Source organism: Enteractinococcus helveticum, from assembly GCF_020742345.1.
Taxonomy (GTDB): Bacteria; Actinomycetota; Actinomycetes; order Actinomycetales; family Micrococcaceae; genus Yaniella; species Yaniella helvetica_A.
On the sequence record NZ_DYXC01000084.1, the window covers coordinates 59,146 to 79,663 of the forward strand.

22 protein-coding genes are annotated in these 20,518 nt (G+C 54.7%); 11 read left to right on the forward strand and 11 right to left on the reverse strand.

Features of this window, described 5'->3' with window-relative positions; translation table 11 throughout:
* Positions 1-5 precede the first annotated feature (5 nt).
* Positions 6-1,166: a YkvI family membrane protein gene (locus K8V32_RS07970; protein ID WP_303905525.1), complete on the reverse strand. Its 1,161-nt coding sequence runs from the start codon at positions 1,164-1,166 to the stop codon at positions 6-8.
* Positions 1,167-1,439: 273 nt separating this feature from the next.
* Here K8V32_RS07970 and K8V32_RS07975 point away from each other — a divergent pair, with 273 nt between their 5' ends.
* The gene (locus K8V32_RS07975) at positions 1,440-2,201 is read left to right on the forward strand and encodes a hypothetical protein (protein WP_303905528.1); all 762 of its coding nucleotides are present in this window, start codon (positions 1,440-1,442) and stop codon (positions 2,199-2,201) included.
* On the opposite strand, the gene ygfZ is transcribed toward K8V32_RS07975, so the two are convergent.
* The 3 genes from ygfZ to K8V32_RS07990 all read right to left on the reverse strand — a co-directional run bounded on the left by ygfZ (position 2,198) and on the right by K8V32_RS07990 (position 5,048).
* Positions 2,198-3,394 carry a CAF17-like 4Fe-4S cluster assembly/insertion protein YgfZ gene (gene ygfZ / locus K8V32_RS07980; RefSeq protein WP_303905531.1) on the reverse strand — a complete coding sequence of 399 codons (1,197 nt, stop codon included), beginning with the start codon at positions 3,392-3,394 and terminating at the stop codon, positions 2,198-2,200. The genes K8V32_RS07975 and ygfZ overlap by 4 nt on opposite strands.
* 9 nt (positions 3,395-3,403) lie before the next feature.
* On the reverse strand, positions 3,404-4,066 hold the full coding sequence (locus K8V32_RS07985) for a nitrobindin family protein (RefSeq protein WP_303905534.1): 663 nt from the start codon (positions 4,064-4,066) through the stop codon (positions 3,404-3,406).
* A gap of 175 nt (positions 4,067-4,241) precedes the next feature.
* Complete coding sequence (locus tag K8V32_RS07990; RefSeq protein WP_303905537.1) at positions 4,242-5,048, reverse strand: hypothetical protein; 807 nt, start codon at positions 5,046-5,048, stop codon at positions 4,242-4,244.
* A 107-nt stretch (positions 5,049-5,155) separates the two neighbouring features.
* Here K8V32_RS07990 and mshD point away from each other — a divergent pair, with 107 nt between their 5' ends.
* From mshD to K8V32_RS08035, 9 genes are all read left to right on the forward strand, one after another.
* Positions 5,156-6,064 carry a mycothiol synthase gene (mshD, locus tag K8V32_RS07995; protein ID WP_303905540.1) on the forward strand — a complete coding sequence of 303 codons (909 nt, stop codon included), beginning with the start codon at positions 5,156-5,158 and terminating at the stop codon, positions 6,062-6,064.
* Between the two features lie 11 nt (positions 6,065-6,075).
* Entirely contained in the window at positions 6,076-7,086 is a 1,011-nt protein-coding gene (locus tag K8V32_RS08000; RefSeq protein WP_303905543.1) for an NUDIX hydrolase, read from the forward strand.
* A gap of 74 nt (positions 7,087-7,160) precedes the next feature.
* Positions 7,161-7,526, forward strand: a complete 366-nt coding sequence (locus tag K8V32_RS08005) for a GNAT family N-acetyltransferase (protein ID WP_303905546.1) — start codon at positions 7,161-7,163, stop codon at positions 7,524-7,526.
* Positions 7,527-7,540: 14 nt separating this feature from the next.
* On the forward strand, positions 7,541-8,368 hold the full coding sequence (locus K8V32_RS08010) for a thymidylate synthase (RefSeq protein ID WP_303905549.1): 828 nt from the start codon (positions 7,541-7,543) through the stop codon (positions 8,366-8,368).
* The gene (locus K8V32_RS08015; RefSeq protein ID WP_303905552.1) at positions 8,322-8,903 is read left to right on the forward strand and encodes a dihydrofolate reductase; all 582 of its coding nucleotides are present in this window, start codon (positions 8,322-8,324) and stop codon (positions 8,901-8,903) included. The genes K8V32_RS08010 and K8V32_RS08015 overlap by 47 nt, the downstream gene beginning before the upstream one ends.
* The gene (locus K8V32_RS08020) at positions 8,896-9,138 is read left to right on the forward strand and encodes an NF038396 family protein (RefSeq protein WP_235604992.1); all 243 of its coding nucleotides are present in this window, start codon (positions 8,896-8,898) and stop codon (positions 9,136-9,138) included. Before K8V32_RS08015 ends, K8V32_RS08020 begins: the two co-directional genes overlap by 8 nt.
* 6 nt (positions 9,139-9,144) lie before the next feature.
* Positions 9,145-10,317: an aspartate-semialdehyde dehydrogenase gene (asd, locus tag K8V32_RS08025; protein ID WP_303905556.1), complete on the forward strand. Its 1,173-nt coding sequence runs from the start codon at positions 9,145-9,147 to the stop codon at positions 10,315-10,317.
* 734 nt (positions 10,318-11,051) lie between these two features.
* Positions 11,052-11,582: a DUF4442 domain-containing protein gene (locus K8V32_RS08030; RefSeq protein ID WP_303905559.1), complete on the forward strand. Its 531-nt coding sequence runs from the start codon at positions 11,052-11,054 to the stop codon at positions 11,580-11,582.
* Positions 11,583-11,803: 221 nt separating this feature from the next.
* Positions 11,804-12,016, forward strand: coding sequence for a hypothetical protein (locus K8V32_RS08035; protein ID WP_303905562.1), 213 nt, complete (start codon positions 11,804-11,806; stop codon positions 12,014-12,016).
* A 290-nt stretch (positions 12,017-12,306) separates the two neighbouring features.
* Here the strand turns inward: K8V32_RS08035 and K8V32_RS08040 are convergent, their stop codons facing one another.
* Complete coding sequence (locus K8V32_RS08040) at positions 12,307-13,107, reverse strand: IclR family transcriptional regulator (protein ID WP_303905564.1); 801 nt, start codon at positions 13,105-13,107, stop codon at positions 12,307-12,309.
* Between the two features lie 152 nt (positions 13,108-13,259).
* On the reverse strand, positions 13,260-13,886 hold the full coding sequence (locus K8V32_RS08045) for a TetR/AcrR family transcriptional regulator (RefSeq protein ID WP_303905567.1): 627 nt from the start codon (positions 13,884-13,886) through the stop codon (positions 13,260-13,262).
* Positions 13,887-14,015: 129 nt separating this feature from the next.
* On the opposite strand from K8V32_RS08045, the gene K8V32_RS08050 reads away from it, so the two are divergent.
* On the forward strand, positions 14,016-16,283 hold the full coding sequence (locus K8V32_RS08050) for a YhgE/Pip domain-containing protein (protein ID WP_303905570.1): 2,268 nt from the start codon (positions 14,016-14,018) through the stop codon (positions 16,281-16,283).
* Between the two features lie 614 nt (positions 16,284-16,897).
* Here K8V32_RS08050 and K8V32_RS08055 read toward each other — a convergent pair.
* From K8V32_RS08055 to K8V32_RS08075, 5 genes are read right to left on the reverse strand one after another with little or no spacing between them, the layout of a single operon-like run.
* Positions 16,898-18,028, reverse strand: a complete 1,131-nt coding sequence (locus K8V32_RS08055; RefSeq protein ID WP_303905573.1) for a UDP-N-acetylmuramate dehydrogenase — start codon at positions 18,026-18,028, stop codon at positions 16,898-16,900.
* A gap of 4 nt (positions 18,029-18,032) precedes the next feature.
* Positions 18,033-18,500: a MaoC/PaaZ C-terminal domain-containing protein gene (locus K8V32_RS08060; protein WP_303905576.1), complete on the reverse strand. Its 468-nt coding sequence runs from the start codon at positions 18,498-18,500 to the stop codon at positions 18,033-18,035.
* A 10-nt stretch (positions 18,501-18,510) separates the two neighbouring features.
* Positions 18,511-18,945, reverse strand: a complete 435-nt coding sequence (locus K8V32_RS08065; RefSeq protein ID WP_303905579.1) for an FAS1-like dehydratase domain-containing protein — start codon at positions 18,943-18,945, stop codon at positions 18,511-18,513.
* A gap of 2 nt (positions 18,946-18,947) precedes the next feature.
* Positions 18,948-19,226, reverse strand: coding sequence for a hypothetical protein (locus K8V32_RS08070; protein WP_303905582.1), 279 nt, complete (start codon positions 19,224-19,226; stop codon positions 18,948-18,950).
* A 24-nt stretch (positions 19,227-19,250) separates the two neighbouring features.
* Positions 19,251-20,417 carry an RtcB family protein gene (locus K8V32_RS08075; RefSeq protein ID WP_303905585.1) on the reverse strand — a complete coding sequence of 389 codons (1,167 nt, stop codon included), beginning with the start codon at positions 20,415-20,417 and terminating at the stop codon, positions 19,251-19,253.
* Between the last annotated feature and the right edge of the window lie 101 nt (positions 20,418-20,518).

Consider the following 20,518-nt stretch of genomic DNA (forward strand, 5'->3'; position numbering starts at 1 on the left):
GCGTTTCATAGGGGCAGGTCTGCAGGAGTTTCATGTGCGATCGTGCGGCGGCGTGCTGCCCATTTCCAGATTGTCACAACAACCATGATCGCAAGCAAAACGGCGCCCACATAACCGTTGAGCACGTAAACGATGTTGACCATCTCATCAAATGGCAACCATAATCCGATGACCGTGCCCAGCAGCGCAAGGAAGATTGTGAGGTATTTATACTTCTTGGTGCCGTCAGGGAAGAAGCGTGACGACACGGTCCAGAGCAGTGGAATCGCCGTGGTGTAAATCCCGGCAAGAATCATTAGGGAGATCAAGGAGGCGACTAGTGGTGCGATGTCACTGGCTAATACCAGCATCGGGATTTGCATGCCGGCAACACGTTCAATATTTGCTAACAGACCCAGGCCAACGATGATGCACGATAGCGCAAAGACGACACCGCCAGTCAAGCCACCAGCGCGCGCTTCACGCTGAGTTGGCACGGTTTTACCCAGTGCCGTCAGAAATGCGGCCAACCAGAGCATACAGAACCCAACGTAACTCAGGGCAGCAGTAATCCAGTGATTCGATGCCTGTTGGATGGCTAGATCTGCGACCAGGTCGTTGCCTGCCAGGATCCCAGTCTCCGCGTTGATGATGCCCACAATGCCCAAACCAATAGCGATGAGGACTATCAGCGGTCCAATTTTTCCGATGACATCAACCAAGGAGTTCAGGCCAAACCATACCGTCAGTGCCACCAGAACTGTCAGTCCAAAACCGCCAATCCAGGTTGGTAGATTGTAATGCTCATCAAAGACTGCACCAGCACCGGCCACCATCACGGTGAAGGACAGGAAGACAAACAAGATGGAGAAATAGTCAAAGAACTTCCCAATGTACTTGCCGGCATAATACTCAAAAATTTGTGACGGCTTGCTGAATTGCTCGCGTTGGCCAACCGTCAGAAACTGGATAGAAACAAAACTGATGAGGGCCAGCACGAGAAGTCCGGTGCCGAACACGCCCCAGAAACCATATGCGGCAAAGTACTGCATGACTTCTTGGCCAGTTGCAAAGCCTGAACCAATAAGGAATGCCATGATGGCACCCGCGTAGGTCATCACGCGCAAAGCGCTTGATCGTTCCGTGGAAAACAGGTGGGTTTTCTTACCTCGTGTAATGGTGTTCATGTGAAAGTGTCTACTCCGTATCGTAAATTACTGATATATCAATCAACTCAGGTGAGATATATCACTAAATGGAAAGACTAAACGACTTTAATGTGACGGTCAACACTTTTTATGGATACTTTGTCAATTCGTCAATCGCTGCCCGTACGCGGGCGGTGGAATCCGGAAGCGACCAGCAACGCTGTGATGTGAAACAACATCCGGTTATGCTGGAGGGATGATGCTCGCAGCCAATGCGAGCAACTACGTTGCCATTTCTCCTGGAGGCACCCCTTGTCGAGTCATTATCTCAATTCGCCTGGGTTATCGAATGCTAATCAGAATCTTGTCTTAGCGGCCTGGGCAAATTCGTTGGACGTTGAGGCTCATGCCCTGCATCGCGCCAATCATGACCCTTCACAAATCCGACGATTCGAAATCGCTGCAGAACACGATCTGACAGACTGGGATCCTAACACTGCCACCTTCATCCAGCTGTTCAATATTTCGCTACTGTACGGTCCCACCTGGTTCCTTGATGCAGCCCGTAATATTGATGACGACGTTCTGGTCCAAGAATCCACCATGCTGCAGCTAGGCTATGCAGCTGGGGCACGCTCGCTGGGTGAAGAGGTGCTCTACTACGCCGAAGACATCCCGTACTACGAGGATGCTCAGCTCAATGTCACTTCACATAGCAAGGATATTCGACGTCTGGAAGCGGCCTGTCCACCTGACGATATCGTGGCACAGCCGTTGGATGCGCTGGATCATTATTTTACGGTCTCAGCGTTTGGTGAGCACTCCGAACCAATTGCTGCTGCCGGCTATGATGTGTTTTCTGATACGGTGGGCCAATTGGCCGTTCTGGTCGCGGAAGCCCAACGCACAAAAGGCTATGGGACGTTTATGCTGGCCCGAGTCGCCGAAGAGTGTATGTTTGATGGTTTCATCCCCCAGTGGGTCACCCCGGTAGGTGATGAAATCGGAGAAAAAATGGCCAACGACGTCGGGTTCATCCTCTCTGGCTATCGAACCAGCGTGATGTTTGCTTAGCGGCGTCGGAGGTCTTTGAGTCCTTGAACGCGTCCGACGACTTTGCCCGCTGCCGGTGAGGTGAGGATCTCCTGGGATGCTGCTGTGAAGTTTGGTGCAGTATCCTCGGCGTCTTCGGGCGGAGTTTCGCGGATGATCAGTTGTGCTTCAGGGTCGGTATTGCGACGGATAATTGCGGTTCCAATGGCTCCCATTTCGTGATGCATAGCCACGGATTTCAGGGTTCCAATGGACCGGGCAGCGGCCATGGTTTCGGGGTCTGCGGTCTCAGGGCGCAGGATAATATCGGCGCCGGCTTCGGGCAGACCGTGAACGGATCCGTCGATCAGCAGCCCAACGAGGCGCCGAGGTGGGTGACCCAGGTTGTGAACGCGTGCCACGGTTTCTTGTCCCTTATAGCATCCCTTGTCGAGGTGGACTGCGGTACGCAGCCAGTCGAGTTCGTGTGGGATGGAACGATCGTCGGTATCGACCAGTTGTCGGGGACGTCCCGCTGCGATGCGCAAAGCTTCGGAGGCCATCGTACCGGCAAGCCGGAAACCATCTGGCAGGTTGGTGACAGTTTCGACCAGCGCATCGGCGTCAAGAATATAGAGCCGCCAGGCGTAGTTTTCGTGTACAGCGGGGTGATCAGCCGGATCAGGGGTGTAAGCGTAACCACCGGCAACAATGCCGGGCCAGGGGTCGACCCACACGGGGGTATCCAGGCCGGGGATCTCATCGGTTGCGCCAAGTAATGCTAACTCGCCAGTGCGATCGGTGATCTCAACCCGGGCAGCGAATTGCATGCGGGTCAACCAGTCGACCAAGCTAGCATTCATTGTCGGTTCGGTGATCAGGTATGTGGTCTCGCCGTCGTCATGGGCCTTGACGGCGATCTCGATGCGGCCGCGCAGATCCAAAAACAGGGCTTCGGTGTCAATCGGGGAGATCAGGCCCTGGAAGTTTTGAGTCGTCAGCGTGTGTAGCAAGTTCAGGCGGTCGGCCCCGGTGATGGTAACAATGCCGTAGTGCGAGAGGTCCACGACAGCCTGGCCATTGGCCAGCGCACGCTGTTCTTGGTTAGGTTGGCCGTAGTGTCCGGCAACCCAGGCGTCTATCGAATCGGCTGCGACCGCGCCGTGGATGGCGTGTTCACCGGCCAGCAGCGGTGAGGTTCTCGGAGTATATTCGATATGAGTGACGTCAAGCATATACACACTCTACGCCTCGTATTTGCCTGGCAGGTGCGGTTTCCCGGGTGGCAGACGACCATCGTTTTGGGATGGCATTTTGTCGAGGATGCCCGAGGCGTGCGGTTTGGGTTCTTCGCCTTCGGTTTCCACAACGTCCCAGCGCCAGAACATTTGGCCGTTGACCAGCCCGTAAATGCGGTTGGCAGAATGGTATGTGCCGGCCAGGGTGCCCTGGAGGACCGCGTCGGCGTTGAGCTGGATCTGGGGACCGCGAACGATCCCGTAGTACAACTCAGACATTGAGCCCGGGTGGGTGATTGTGGCAGTGATGGGAAAATCGGTTTCGTTTTTCCGTAACCGTTCGACGTCTTCTGCAGAACGATAGGCGGGAACCGGGTCGGCGGGTTTCATGCCGGGCCCGACGTCGGCGGAATGCCGCTGCCGGTCAATGGCCCAGTACCCGGATTCGAAGGTGAGCGGGCGAATGAGGGTACCGTCTTCTTCCGACAGCCAGGTTTCGGCGCGATACTGCAAAAAGGGCAGACCGGTTTCGCCGAAATCGATACGCTGATAGAAGATCTGCGAGTCCTCTTCGCCTGCACCAAGACGGCCTTGGCCTTCCCAGGAGCCGATCAACCAGGACAGTGGCGCCAGCTCTGGGAGCAGATCGTAGGGTAATTCGATAGCCACGTCGGGGTTTAGCGTTGACCTCTATAGAGGCCGCGGATAACCAGCAGTGCGAATACTGCCATACCTACGCCGGCCAGCCCGACGAGGACGGTGAAAAAGATTTCTAAAGCTAGAACAGACATGGCCCTTAGTTTACTCACAATCTCGATTCGATACGACTTGGTGTCGTCAATTATTACCAGGGTAAAACGTTGATGACGAAGTACCCCACCATTCCGGTAACAATCGTCGTGCCCGTGCCCAGCGCGACCGCCGTCAGCGGGTGTTGCAGCGACTCCCGCGGAGCCTCATTGGATTCGGAAAGACTATCGGCCAGCGCGATGATCAATGCGGCAATTGCCGCGCCGATGACCGCCGGGACGGATAACACCCCGGGACGGATGACCTGCATGATGATGGCCACCAGTGTTGCACCAACGACGACGGCGATCATGCGGTTGCGACGTCGAGTCGGCAACAGGGTGGCCAGTGCTGCCACGGCAAGTGCAACCAGTATGGTCAGCATCAACCAGGTCAAACCGGTGATCCGCTCGATGACCAGCGTGCCTTGCGCAACTTCAAATTTTTGCCGCAGCAGCATGGCCCAACCGGCGGTGGTAGATGCAATAACGGCACCCACACACAGCATGGCGGTGGCTAAGAACCGCTGCAGCCCACCGGGCTGGGAAAAGGTTTGTACGCCAAAGATCAAAAGCACACCCAATGCGGCAGCTCCGCCCACGGGTGCCAGCCATAATTCCGTAGCCAGTGGCGAAAATTCGACATGTGCCGGCAGCAAGGAGACCACCCAGACCGAGGCCAGCCCGGTCAAGGCCAAGACCGCGCTGATGCCCCAACGTGGGGTCGGGCTAACCGTAACCGGCCAGGCTATGGAAAAACCGATGACCAGCACCGATAAGACCGCGGGGCTGACCCACAGTGGCAAATTGGGCACAAATACTGTCACCACAGCCAGCACCGCAGCGGCGGCGACCGTGGTCAAAGCTGAAATAGTCCTACGCACCCCTCTATCATGGCATGACGCCGGCGTTGAGCTGAGCTTAACGACAACCGTGCCCAAAAAATCCCGGTACCCGTTATTGTGGTGGCATGACTCAATTGCGTGTGCACGATCCTGCAGAAACGTCGAATCATCTCGCTGAACTCCGAAAACTTGCCGATCTTGGGGTCGCAGCCGATAATAATGAGCCCTTTGGCGATCAGACCTGGGTCGAGCTACGCGCCGGTCATGCATGGTTGGTCACCACCGGTAGCCCAGATCTCACCGGTGGTGCAGCGATCGTTATTCCTGAAGACGCCGAACAGCCCGTGGTCATCGAGTTGCTGGTCGCACCAGATGAGCGCGGCAATGGAATCGGTCGTCAATTAGTCGATGCCACCAAACAGGTGCTGGCTCAGCACGCCACAGCACAACAAGTCATTACCGCCTGGAGCCACGGCGATCATCCGGCGGCACGCCATTTGGCAACCAAAGCTGGGTTGGAACCGGTCCGTGTGCTGTATCGGATGGCCCTAGAAATTGATCGGGAATCTTTTGGGGATGTGACGCTCCCGCAAGGGTACTCCATCCGCACTTTTGTACCCGATGACGACGATGCCGCCTGGTTAGCTCTCAACGCCACTGCTTTTGCGGATCATCCTGAACAGGGCCAGCTAACCCAGGATGATCTAGAGGCACGCAAAGCTGAATCTTGGTTCGATCCTGAAGGCTTTTTCATCGCCGAAGACGCGCAAGGCACTCCGGTGGGTTTTCACTGGACCAAAACACCTGTGGGCTCGGCCTCCGGAGAGGTGTACGCCGTCGGTGTGCATCCGGACACTCAAGGCTCTGGTCTGGGCAAAGCTTTAACCCTGCACGGTATGAACCACTTGGCCGGTTCTGGCTTGGAGAAGATTGTATTGTATGTTGATGATGAAAATCGCCCAGCGGTCAACCTCTATACATCCTTGGGGTTCAGTATTGAAAACACTGACGTCATGTTCTCTTCCAACAACTAGGCTCACACTTCATGCGCGCTGCAAAACGCCTCGGTAAGCTCACCACTACCCGTGCTACCGCGATCACAGCTGAACAAGGAACCAACGCAAAAATCCTGGCTGCCGGCACAATCCCATGGCGCATTAAGTCTGGAACACTTCAAGTCTTGCTGATCCATCGGCCGGAATTTGATGACTGGTCCTGGCCAAAAGGTCGACTCGGGGCCAATGAAACCCTGCCGGAAACAGCGTGGCGGGAAACAAAAGAAGAAGTCGGACTTGACCTGCCACTGGGGATCCCCTTAGGAATCGTCCAATACAATACTCCTCAGGGTAATAAGCGCAAAGAAGTCTGGTACTGGGCAGCCCGGGTGATTGATCAAAAGGCCCGTCCCGATAATAAAGAACTCGATGACGTTCGCTGGGTCAATGTGCAACGAGCACGACAGATGCTTTCCAAACAGCTCGACCAGAAACCCCTCGACGTGCTCGAGGCTGCATTCGAAGCTCATCAACTGGCAACTGTGCCGTTCGTGGTCCTGCGTCAGGCTAAAGCTACCCCTGCCGAGTCCTGGACTCGAGACGAAATTGACCGTCCGCTGGCCGATTCCGGATATCAACAGGCTAAAGCCGTCGCCCGTTTAATGCGAGCGTGGAAACCCACACGCGTCGTCACATCCAAATACACTCGCTCATTGGAAACCATTGCCCCCTATGTCAAAAAATACGGTGGAGCAGTGCGAACCAAGAAGTGGCTTAATAAAACCGTCGACACCCAAAACAGATTCTTGACACGACGCCTCCGCCAAGAATTCAAACGTCCCGAACCTATCTTGATATGTTCTCAACCTGGGGTGATAAAACAGATTCTCAAAGAGATCAAAACCTGGATCCGGGAAGAACGGGCAGTCATCAACCCAAAGTCGGTCACCAACAAGAAACAATTCAAGCTAGCACCAGGCTCGGTTCTAGTGCTCCACCGGGCAAAGCATCGTGCAGGGCAGATTGTGTCGGTGGAACGCTACGATCCACTCGTGAAATAGCCTACCGATCCGCAGCGCTGCGATCTTGTGGAAGAACCGTAGGCGCGATCCAGCAGCCTTGGTAGGCTGTGGCTATGACAAAATTGCCGGGCACGCAGCCAGAAAAAATCGTTCATCAGAATCTACGGTTAGTGCATGTTCCTGCCAAAGACCGTTTTGAACTACACCATGAAAGCCCGTACACGGGAGACACAACGTTCATCGGTTTCATCGGCTACCGCATGGCTGACGAAGATCCTGAAGTCTACGTTTTGCAGCACACGATTGTGGCCGAAGAATACGGCCGTCAAGGCTATGCCCGTGCATTGACCACCCTGCTGCTAGATCAGTTTGAACAACAGGAACAAAAGTTCACAACGCAGTGTTCCTATATTGTGGACTATTTGCGCCGGTATCCCGAATACCTGCACCTTGTCACGAATCCAGCCGCTAAACGATAACCCGAAACAGGAATATGACTGCTCAGTCCATCGACACCCCGTATGAAGATTTGCTGGCCGATGTGCTTGAAAATGGCACGTTAACAATGGATCGCACCGGTACCGGCACCTACTCGGTATTTGGCCGTCAGATCCGTTACAACCTCGCGGAGTATTTCCCACTGATCACCACCAAGCGTGTGCACTTTAAATCTGCTGCTTTAGAATTGATTTGGTTCTTGAACGGCGATTCCAACGTGAAGTGGCTGCAGGAACGGGGGGTACGTATTTGGAATGAGTGGGCTGACGAAGACGGTGAGTTAGGTCCCGTTTACGGTGTGCAGTGGCGCTCCTGGCCTACACCCAATGGCGAATCAATTGACCAGATCAGCCAGGTTATGGAATCGCTGGCCCAGAACCCCGGGTCCAGACGTCACATTGTCTCAGCTTGGAACCCCGGCCAGCTCAATGAAATGGCACTGCCCGCTTGTCACGCAATGTTCCAATTCCACGTCCAACCCGAAGAAGATGGTCCCGGCAAACTTTCCTGCCAGCTCTACCAGCGTTCTGCTGACATGTTCCTGGGAGTGCCGTTCAATATCGCAGAATACTCCCTGCTGACCATGATGATGGCCCAGCAGCTGGGTTACAACCCTGGCGAATTCGTGTGGACCGGCGGGGATGTTCACATCTACACAAACCACGTCGATCAAGCCCGTGAACAACTCGCTCGGGAACCGTACCCGTACCCCCAGTTACGGTTCCGACGCAAACCCAAAGATCTGTTCAGCTACGAATTGGAAGATTTCGAAGTCATTGACTACCAACACCACCCCACGATCTCAGCTCCAGTTGCCGTCTAACACCCACATCGGCCTAGTGTGGGCGCAAAGCCTAGACGGTGTCATCGGGCTGGACGGTGACATGCCCTGGCATGTGCCCGAAGATCTCAAGCATTTCAAAGACATTACCATGGGCGAAGTGCTCGTGATGGGACGAAAAACCTGGTCGTCTTTTCCAGACTCGTACCGACCGCTACCCGGCCGGACCTCGATCGTAGTATCTAAGACCTTCACTGAAGATCCTTCGGATAATAAATTAGACAATGACAACGTGCACGTGGTCGCCGATTTGGCACAGGGGCTGGAACTCGCCGGTGAGCTTAAGACCGGGCCTATGGTTTGGGTCATTGGTGGGGGCAGCCTATATGATCAGACCTTAGAGGTAGCCACCGTTGTAGAACGCAGCTTATTCAACATTCACGTTGATGGCGATACGTATGCACCCACACTTGATACCTCATGGACGCTGACTCGACAGGATCCATCAGATAGCTGGCATACATCCAAATCCTCTGTGCAGTACCGGTTTGAACGATGGGAGCGCACCCTTGACTAAGACAACAAACACCGCCCCGGTGTCCCAACGCCAGATGGTACTGGCTTTTCTCGGGTTGGTAGCCGGTCCCCTGTTGGCGCTGGTATGTGCCGGGATGGGGCTCTACCTGGTCCTAACTGGCAAAACAATCGCAGGAATCATCTTCCTTCTCGTCCTGACCCAAGTATTTATCGGGATCGGACTCTGGGCATACTCCGCTCGCAAAAAGTACGCACTATCACAGAATGTAGAATGAGACGTCATGACTCAACAAGTTTCGGAAGCCCCAATGTACGCTGATGCAGCATCCCGTCCAACCGTTGGTCTTATTGGCTGGCGCGGCATGGTCGGATCCGTGCTGATGCAACGGATGATCGAAGAAAATGACTTCGCTAAGATCAATCCGGTGTTTTTCTCTACATCCAACGCCGGAGGTGCCGTCCCTGAACTGCCCGGTGTAGACACCTCAGCAAAACTGCAGGATGCCCATGACATCGATACCCTGGCCAAACTGCCGATTATTCTGACCACTCAGGGCGGTGACTACACCAACGACGTCTATCCCAAACTGCGTGCTGCCGGCTGGAAGGGCCTATGGATCGATGCGGCCTCCGCCCTGCGCATGGATGATGAGTCAATCATCGTCTTGGACCCGGTCAACCGTGACCAGATTGATGCGGGCCTGAAAAACGGCATCAACCAGTATGTTGGCGGCAACTGCACCGTGTCGCTGATGCTCTTGGGTCTGGGCGGTCTGATGCGCAACGGACTGGTCGAGTGGGGAACCGCAATGACCTATCAAGCAGCCTCCGGTGGTGGGGCACGCCACATGCGTGAACTGCTCAAAGGCTTTGGCACCCTGCACGACGTCGTAGCTGAAGATTTGAAAAACCCGAGCTCCGCCATCCTAGAAATCGACAAAAAGGTCATCACCGCCCAGCGCGATGGCTCCCTAGACACCACCCAGTTCGGTGCCCCGCTTGCCGGTTCCCTGATCCCATGGATCGATTCGGACCTGGGTGATGGCATGTCCCGTGAGGATTGGAAGGGCATGGCCGAGACCAACAAAATCCTTGGTCGCACCGGTGATGACATCATGCCACTGGAATCGGTCACTGTTCGCATCGGTGCCCTGCGGTCCCACTCCCAGGCGCTAACGCTGAAGCTCACCAAAGACATCCCACTGGATGAAATCGAAGAGCTCCTGGCCAACGATAACGACTGGGTCAAATACATCCCAAATAATAAGGAAGCCTCGATGCAGCAGCTGACCCCGGTTGCTGCCACCGGTACCCTGGATGTTCCTGTTGGCCGTGTGCGCAAACTGGCCATGGGGCCGGAATACATCTCGGCGTTCACCGTGGGCGACCAGCTACTGTGGGGTGCTGCAGAACCAGTACGTCGCATGCTGATGATTGCCACCGGCAACCTCTAAAAAATTGATTCGCCGGTCTTCCGGCGCCAACGTGAGCCACCATGAACACAATGGTGGCTCACGCATTTAACGGCTCATGGATCGTGGAGTCCAATCAACCAACCTTCAGTGGACGGCAGTCATGATGTCAGACCCAATAATCTGTTTGGTATCGGCCGGTGGGCCACCACGTTCACAGTAATCGCATGGCAAAACGGTATACCGCGCAGCTAAGCCATTGCCATCGACCAGGTTCTAACCGAAGATGTCAAACTGATCGATGCTATCGGCAATCAGCAACTCGCAGCATAGGACATCCCAGCCATAAAGCCACGCATTAGCATCAGCCCGGTTGCCATTGGAATCGGCAAGCCCGTTATTTCCCATGTCTAGTAGAACATCTTGGTCGTAGCCGACACCGCGTTTATCCTGCCCCTGTCGATGCGAACTTCCAGAAACCAAACCGGACCTATATCAACCCTGGTGGCACAATCATCACAGCCAGTCCAGCCACACGAGCCGAGACTCTTACAGGGTTCGATACCGTCTACTTTGCCAAAAATATCTGACACCGCCGGCTCACAGCAATCCAACGGTTTCACTTCAGCGAAGTCGCGTCCTCGCAGGTTGGCCACCGCGAAGAAGGGCGGCAATCCAGCTAGATCCAGGCCAAGTACTAGCAACTCCAGTTCAGGTGATCCGGTGATCTAGAATGACCGCAATACGGTCTAAGCCAGAGCATAAGGAGTCATGCCATGCGATTGCCGAAATTGAAGATCCCCACATATGCTTCCATGCGCATCGGGCCGAAATTCCTCCAACGATTCATGCGCATTTGGCCGCCGTATCTCGGAGCAGGTATCAAACCCGAATACATCGCCCAGGACGCTTCCCGATCGATCGTCACACATAAACCCAATATCTTGACCCGCAACCTAGTCGGGACTGCATTCGGTGGCACCATGTTATCCATGACCGACCCATTTTTCATGTTCGCCGGCGTCTACGGTCTCGGCAAAGAATATTTGGTGTGGGACGTCGGAGTTGAGGCAAAATTCGTCAAACCTGGCCGGGGAAAAATTACCGCTGACATGCAAGTCGCTGACGAAACATGGGATCTCATCAAATCAAAAACTGCCAACGGTGAGAAATATCTACACTGGTTCGACGTAGAAATCACCGATGAGCAAGGCGACGTGGTGGCAATCATACGACGACAGGTCTATTTCCGTCGCAAGCCCCAGTTCGTGAAGCAACGCGCCCCAGAATCTGAAGCTCACAAGTAATCGTCGTGCCGATTACCCGACACCCCGTGCAACCAAGCCTTAGAGCGAATCATGCAGCTCAGCAAGAGACTTGATAGTGATAAACCATCGCATCATGCTAGAAAGTGGGTCTTCCATGACGACTGGTCACTCAACCTGTTACGAAACATCCACGCCTACTTCGCACGTTTTGATCAAGGTTTTATACTCCGGTAACGTTCGCCGGTTTCACCGGCACGGTTTTGGAATGGTTCGACTCCACGGTCTACGGCTTCACGGCAACCATCATCGACACCATATTCCAGCCTGATTCCAACGGTGCGGTAGCCATCGTACTCCTACCAGCTAAGACCAAATTGGTGTTGGGCGGCGTTTCTGCTGGCGCTTACTTACCGTCTGCCGGGACTATCGGGAGGCGGCAAGTATGTGCAGACGCCATCCCCGATGTTCCATGATGTCGAAGAAGACACCACCGAGCATGCATCAGCCCATTCGTTGGAGATCGATGGAGAGTTGTGCGACCGCTTTGGACACCGCAAGACCATGTTTCACTTCGGCTACTGGGTGGTACTACTCTCAGGTGCGTTTATTGTCATACCGCTGATGCCTGGGACCGCTGGCTGACAGCTCGGTTCTGACTGGATGATAAACCGATTACATCCGCTAGTTCGGTGCTACCCTCCGAAAACTCTGGTCTAACGGGTCGATAAAAACTCCTCAGGTGTGCTTCTTCGGAATCATCCCCTCAACCATTTTCTGACATCACCGGAGCACCGAGGCGAGCCGAGATATCATTGGCCGTCTTGCGCACAGCCTCCTGCAGGTCCTCTGCAGAGTCGTTGAGCTCGACACGCGACGACGGGGCAGAAAGAATCACACAACCGATCTCAGCACCTCGCAGGTCACGCACCACAGCTGCAACGCCGAACTCTTCCGGAGTAGTAAAACCTTTATTCATCGCCAGACCGGTCCGACGAATCTCATCGAGTTCGTTTTGAATGAGTTCGTGAGTCAACCCGCCCCTGGGTGGGATGATCAGACCACCATCGACTAATTCGCAAACGGTTTTCATCGGCTGATATGCCAACATGACACGCACTGAAGACGAATTCCACTGGTTATAACGGTTACCGATGGGCTGGGTATGCCGTACCTGATGCGGGCTGGCAACCTGGTCGACGACGATCGTACCGGTACCGCTCCACACGCCGAGCGCCGAGGTCTCACCTGTAACTTCTGTGAGCTGTTCCAAATATTCTAAGCCAGCGTCACGAATATCGAGATCCGCCAGCAGCGGGGCCGACAGTTCCAAAACACTTAGGCCCAGCCGGTAACGACCTCCATCACGCTCACGCTGAACATAGCCCAGTTCTGCTAAACCATGCAGCATCCGAGACACCGTGGATTTATGTAATCCAACAATTTCTGAAATTTCAGTGACCCCCAGCGCCGGACGCCGGATTGAAAATGACTCCAAGATAGCTAGCCCGTTGAGCAATGCAGCGGGCGCGCCTTGTGGTTGGCGGGCGGGCTGTTCGTCAGACATGGTCACGGTACTCCTAGTCATGCAGCACAAACTCGTCCTGCTCTACAAGTGTTTTGACACATTGTATGCTTTGATTCCTCGAAACACAGGATTCTGAGTGCTACAACCTACACGGTCACCACCAATATAAGTACACAGATGCCCTGAGCGACTTAGCCTAATTGCTGCATTCCACCGGCGGTTGCCAAAATATGGCTCAAACGATCAGCAAGTTGGGAGGCGGGCTCTGGATGGTCATCCCGGAGCCAACGTTCCGTACGCCACAGTGCCCCGGCCGCTAAGAACATGGCGTGTTCGCGTAGTCCTTCAGCAGTGGATTCTATTTTCTTAATGACAGCTCCAAGGGCAGGCACGTCAATAATCCGCGAAGCTAAGAACTCAATGACATCTTCTCGGACATCCCGCCCGGCGGTCGAATCTAAGACCGCTAAGTAAAAGGCGCGGCGATGCCCCAGCTCCTGGAGCAAAGCTTGTAATACCGTGGCCGCGGCCGCCCGCCAAGACGTGGGATATGGCTGCAGTGGCGGGACCGTATCGAATAGCGATTTTAGTCGTACCATTGCCGAAGCGCGCATCAGGTTTGGCAGGTCACCAAAGTGCTGATACAAGGTTGGCCGGCTAACTCCTGCTGCTCGCGCAATTTCAGCGACACTAAAAACTTCACCCGGCTGTCCCTCATCCAGAGCTTCGGTGACGGCTTCAATCAGAGCTGCCCTAGAACGCTCAGCCCGCGGGTTGACCGAGCCTACGTCCTCGGGCCCCGAGGCCACTTTCACCATTTTTGTACCCATCCTTATCAATAACCGTGCTGCCACGTTGACATGATCCAGCATAGCAGGATATGTTTACACCTGTAAGATTTACATGTGTCAAAGTATCGTATGAAGTTCAACGTGGGGAGCTCGTTTATGTCCCGTCTCAACCCCAAGGTTCAGTTGACGATTATCCTGACGGCGCTAGCCATCATTCCACTGATCTATGCCAGCCTGTTGGTTTGGTCCGTCAAAGATCCCACCGGTTCCTTAGAGGTCATGTCCGCAGCCATCGTAAATCAAGACGAGCCTGCCACAACTAGCGATGATGACAAGCTCCAGCTAGGCGATGATCTCACCGAGACATTACTGGACTCTGATGAGAGTTTTAGCTGGACGACCATGAACGAACGCCAAGCCCATGATGCCCTAGAAACAGGGCAGATTCGAGCAATTCTCGAAATCCCTAGCAGCTTCTCGTCAAACGCAGCATCGCTAGGCGACGAGGAGCCCTTAGCAGCAGCCCAGTCCCAGTTGACGATCGTTACCGACGATGCATCAAATATTATCGCTGGCAATATCGCTGCAACCGTTGGCGAAGCGGTTCGTTCGTCAGTGTCCAAGCAAGTCGGTGAAGAGTTTGTAGCACAGATGACCATTGGTTTCACGGACATTGGGACAGCACTTGATGAAGCAGCTGATGGTGCACACGAACTTTCCGATGGTACATCCAGCGCTCATACTGGAGCAGGCGACCTCGTCGTGGGTCTTGAAGAACTCACCAGTGGAGCCAATACACTCTCCAATGGTGCCACCGATCTAGCATCTGGCACAGGCGAAGCAGTTTCTGGGTCGCGTGAGCTAGCCTCCGGACTAGCCACCCTCAATGCCAAAACCCAAGACCTTCCCGACACAGCTGAGGATATTGACGATAAAGCTCAGCAGATCGCCGACGGTATACAAAACATAGCTGACGATATTGCAGATGCCTCGTCGGTGGTCGATGCTCTGGCAGCTGATGCCCAAAGTGCACTAGACACCGCCCAGGCAAGTGAATCGACCGCAGAAGATATTGGTGGTTTAGTCACGACTGCTTCACAACACACTGATGATATCTCTGCTGACGGCCAGAACCTGTTAGACAACTGGAATGACTTATCTGAGGCCCAACGCCAGGCTGCTGTACAAGCAATGACGGACAACGCACAGGCAGCAAAAACCAGCCACGAGGAAGCACAGAAACAGGCCAAAACACTGCACCAGGATCTCGCCGACCTGGTTGGTGGCGACACGACAAACGACACCGCTACCGGACTGACGGGACTATCAACAGATATTACTCAGGTACAGGAGGTCTTGGATCGGGTGCGTTCCGGGGCGGACCGGGGCACCGAGGGCAGCCAGCTGATGTACGAAGCAGCCGATCGTCTTACGACTACGACCGGTACTCTAGTGGACGGCACACAAGAGCTCTCCGATGCAATCAATACTGCAGCGGCCGCATCCAGTGAACTCAGTACCGGACTTGAAACGCTAAACGACGGTGCCAACGAGCTAAGCAGTGGCACGACCGATTTAGCAGCCGGTGCCGGAGATGCAACGACAGGAGCTCATGACTTGCACGGTGGACTAGATCAGCTCGACACGGGAGCCGATGATCTAGCGACAGGACTTGATGAGGGCAAAAGCAACGTTCCGAGGTATTCCGATAAGGAAAGCGATCACCTGGCTGGCACCGCCTCAGATCCTGTCACATTGGCTCAACAACGTCTTCATGAGGTCGCTGGATATGGTTGGGGGCTAGCCCCGTATTTCATGGGGCTTGCACTGTGGGTTGGAGCCATGGGCTATTTCTTGATGCAACCGGCGATCAATGTGCGTCGTATCGTAACTACTGATTCTCGTCTACGTGCCGTGTTATCCAGCATATTCCCAGTGCTCATCATGGCGCTTGTTCAAAGTACGTTGATGGTCACCGTTGTACGTTTTGTCGTCGGTATTGATATGGTCCAAACAGCGGGAGTATATGCGCTCTGTTTCTTTGCAAGTCTGACTTTTTTCGTACTGAATCAGATGCTCATTGCTGTCTTCGATGCGCCAGGCCGCTTTCTTGCACTGGTACTGATTGTTTTGCAGCTATCAGCTGCAGGTGGTACGTATCCAATTGAAACAGCTCCACAGTTCTTACAAGACTTGCATGGTTGGCTGCCGATGACTCACGTGGTCACCGGGTTGCGCTCACTCATTGCTGGTGGAGCATTCGACACAAGTGGCGTATTGTTACCACTGGCCATGTGGCTACTGTTGGCCTTGGTAGGACTCGTTTCCGTGGTGCTGATGACCTGGTATAAAGCGCACCGACCCCGTCGGGCAAAACATTCTGCCCAGCTTGGGCAAAATGCGAACGAACCTGTCTCGGTCTAAAATGCCGTGCGAGTACCTTTGCTGCAGGGGACATGGATAGGCAGGGATTCCAAAGACGGTACAGGCTACTACGAAATGAGCCAGAGAAGATGACACCGCATGTCGATCACTGACCTACCCCGTATCAACAGCCGATGATAGGTGGTTGTTACTACTGATGAAAGTCCACGAAAATCCAAGACCTGCCGTTTATCAGCAGTCGGTGCTGTGGAATTGATTCTTAGTCTGACTACCTGGTGCACAACCACTGAACAACATGCGAATCCTCAAATGACTCCTCACCAAGGTCGTGACGCAGTAATTCAGCTCGTCGTCGACATGACCGAGCAGCAGGAAGCCAAAAATTGGGAAGCCAGTACCGGCACAGCAACAGTCCGGAGTTGCACCATGAATAATGGTGACCAAGGTGCTGCCTACCAGTTTGCTTTGATGGGCCGGTCCACAAGACAAACTTTGATACAGGTGCTGCTGGTAAGACCTACAGCATCACCGCTGTAGCGCACTGCGCACTCGGTAATGCATCAGATCTCAAGCATGAGGACATCCAACAGCGCCAAAACGGTGAACCTCTGCCCGGAAATGAGTACGTTCCGGCAGCAAGAGAACTCGCTGATCTATCGAGTTGAACGTACCGTCTGCGGATCCGCTAGTTGCACTCCGACCAAGACTGGCTCTGGAACCAGCGTGATGCCCCATTTTTTGACAACACCGTCGCGCACCAGGCTGGCAATCCTGACCATATCCTGGGTTGTGGCACTCCCCCGGTTCGTCAAAGCAAGCGTGTGCTTGGTCGACAAGGATGCTCTGCCCTCAACTGTTCCGGATTCACCGTTCAGGCCGAAGCCCTTGTGGAAACCAGCGTGATCAATCAGCCAGGCAGCTGACAGTTTGACCGTCTCGACATCATTGCCGGCCTCATGGTGAGCAAAACGTGGCGCCTCATCAGGCAGGGTGTCAGCCACCTCAATCGGCACGATGGGATTGGTGAAGAACGACCCGGTCGACCAGGTGTCGTAATCCGTGGCCTCAAGCACCATACCCTTGCTGGCGCGTAAGTCCAGCACGGTTTGACGAATGTGTTCCAGCGGAGCACGGTCCCCCAGTTCAACATTCAAGGCACGAGCCAATTGGGCATATCGCACCGGTGCTAACTCACCGGTTTTGGTCAACTGTAAATCAACGCTGAGCACAATCCAACGCGGTGATGCATTGCGAAAGTTCGTGGTCGAAGACACAATCGATCGCTTGATGATCGAGTCGCGATACCCAAACTCCAGATCATCACCGGTCAGTTCAATGATCTTGCGGGCTTTGCGATCCCAAACGCGAATGCTGTGCAGTGTTTGGGAAATGTCCGCTCCGTAGGCGCCAACGTTTTGGACCGGGGTGGCACCGGTAGAACCCGGAATGCCAGACAGGGCTTCAATGCCGGTGAGGCCTTCAGCCACCGACCAGGCAACGACGTCGTCCCACGTATGCCCGGCTGCCACCCGAATATGGACGTTGGTGTCGGTGGTTTCGACCACCTCAATGCCTTGGGTTGCGATCTGGACGACGGTGCCCGGAAAGCCTTCATCAGCGACGAGTAGGTTGGAGCCGCCGGCCACCACGAGCAGCGGCACGTCGGCGCTGTCGGCCTCAGCAATGGCGCGTGTCAGTTGGTTTTCTGTGGTGACCTTGACCCATGTGGTGGCTGGTCCCCCAACTCGGGCAGTGGTGTAATTGGCTAGTAAGTTTTGCGTCATACGGTTAGAGCTGCACTTGAGCTTGGGCACGAGTCAGGACACGGGCGTTGTTGTCGTTGGGGTTGGTGACGGTCAGATCCACGCGGACGACGTTGGTTTCTTCGTTGATTGCCCCGATTTTTGCTACGACGTCGAGTTGTGCCCCGGGGTTGGGGTTTTCAAATGGTCGGGCCGGGTTGGCGGTGTGAGTGGTTTCTTCGACGGGGACCATTGCAGAAAACCGGGTCTGGTAGTCGATGATGGCGCTGGGATCGTTGGTCCATTCGGTGACTAAGTCTATGGCCAGGCCCATTGAGAGCATGCCGTGGGCGATGACGCCGGGCAGTTCTGCGGTTTCAGCGGTGGCTTCGGACCAGTGGATCGGGTTGAAATCGCCCGATGCCCCGGCATAACGGATCAGATCCGCGCGCGTGATATCGATGGTGCGGGTGGCGACGACTTCGCCTTTGGTGAGGTTTTCGATTGCAATCATGAAACAGTCCTTATCCGCGAATCAGCAACGTTGAGGCTATGGTCGCCACCGGCGCGCGTTGGGCCGTGGTGATCTCGACGTGGGTGGTGATGAGTCGGTTGCCGGCGAGTTCTTTGACGGCGCCTACCGTTGCGGTGGCATAGAGTTCATCACCGGCGACCACGCTGCGGTGGTGGGTGAAGCGCTGATCAGCATGGACCACGCGCGAGAAATCCACATTGGCTTCGGGGTCATTGACCATCAGGGCTTCGGCACGTTGGGCAATGGACACCAGAAACGTTGGTGGTGCGACGAGGTCTTTGTGACCGGCTGCGCGGGCGGCTTCGATGTCGTGGTGCAAGGGGTGAGTATTTTTCACCGCGGTCGCGAAGTTGCGGATGTCTTCGCTTCCGACATGGTACGGGCCAACCGTGGGATATTCTCGGCCGGTAATGTCAACAGTCATGTTTAGTCCTTTCCACGCTGTTGGCGACGTTTGCGGTCAGCTTCGAGGTTTTCGCGCAGTTCTTTACGGCGTCCGGCATATCGGATCGTTTGAGCAATCACGTGGGTGATAAGCCCTGCACCCATAACCCATACGGCGGTCAGTGACAGGATGCGGGTGGAGGTGAGCCCACCGATAATGGCACACAGAAAACCGATGCCCAGGATGACCATTCCGGTGATCAACACCCGTTGGTAGGTGCGGGAACCGGTGGTAAAGGGGTTATCATCCATCCAAGACATGGTCTCTATTATCCCTGATGCGGACTAGTCCCCCTTGACGTTTACGATTTGGCGCAGTGTGTGGCGAATGGTCACCAGTTCGGTGGAGTCCGCCATGACTCGATCAATCGGCTTATACGCCTGCGGAATTTCGTCGATAAATTTATGCGTATCGCGGTATTCAATGCCAACCATTGCTTTGCGTAAGTCATCCTGGGTAAAGGCTCGGCGCGCAGCCCGGCGCGAGTATTGTCGTCCTGCACCGTGCGGTGCGGAGTCGAGTGCATCAGCATTGCCTTTGCCCTCCACAATGTAGGAGGCAGCACCCATTGATCCCGGAATTGAAGCCATATCGCCGTTGCGAGCGCGATTCGCTCCCTTGCGGGTTACCCAGACGTCTTTGCCGAAGTGTTCTTCTTTTTCGGTGAAGTTGTGATGCGAGTTGATCCGTTGGATATCGCGTACGGGTTCGCCCACCCAGCGACCTAACTGCTCGTTGACCCGATCCATCATTTCTTCACGATTCAACAGCGCAAAGTGCTGAGCCCAGTGCAAATGAGCAATGTAGTCATCAAACTCTGGGGTGCCTTCTTCAAACCAGGCAAGATCTTCGTGGGGCATGGTGTCGCCGGCTTCGTGCCGGAGGCGTTTGGCAATCGCAATGTGGTGGGTGGCGATCTTGTTACCAATGCCTCGTGATCCGGAGTGTAAAAACGTCCAAACGTTATCGTCTTCGTCCAAGCAGATTTCGATGAAGTGATTCCCGCCGCCCAGGGTGCCCAGTTGGACTCGCCAGTTTTTGTCGAAGGCATCGGGATCGAAGTCGATCTGTAGTGCCATGGTTTCTAATTCGTCGATGCGCGGCTTGGCGGTGGCCAAGATTTTGCGGTTGTATTGGCCTGCTGAAACCGGGATGGCGCGTTCAATCTGTTCTCGAAGTGTCTTGAGATCCTTGGGTAAATCGTTGAATGTGAATTGGGTTTGCACCGCGATCATGCCGCACCCGATATCCACGCCGACTGCTGCAGGCATGACAGCACCCAGTGTCGGAATGACAGAACCTACGGTTGCGCCATAGCCCAGGTGGGCATCAGGCATCAGGGCGATGTGCGGGTAGATAAAGTCCAATTCGGCCGAAGTAATGGCCTGTTTGCGGGTTTCATCTTCAAGCATCGAGGCCCAGGAGACGAGCTGATCATTGATACGTTCCATATGGCTGCAGTGTAGCCGAGATCCTGGGGCAAACCGATCGGTCACAGCGATATTGGTGATGCCGTGTGCTTTGGTCCCCATAATGCCAGCGAGGCTCTTGA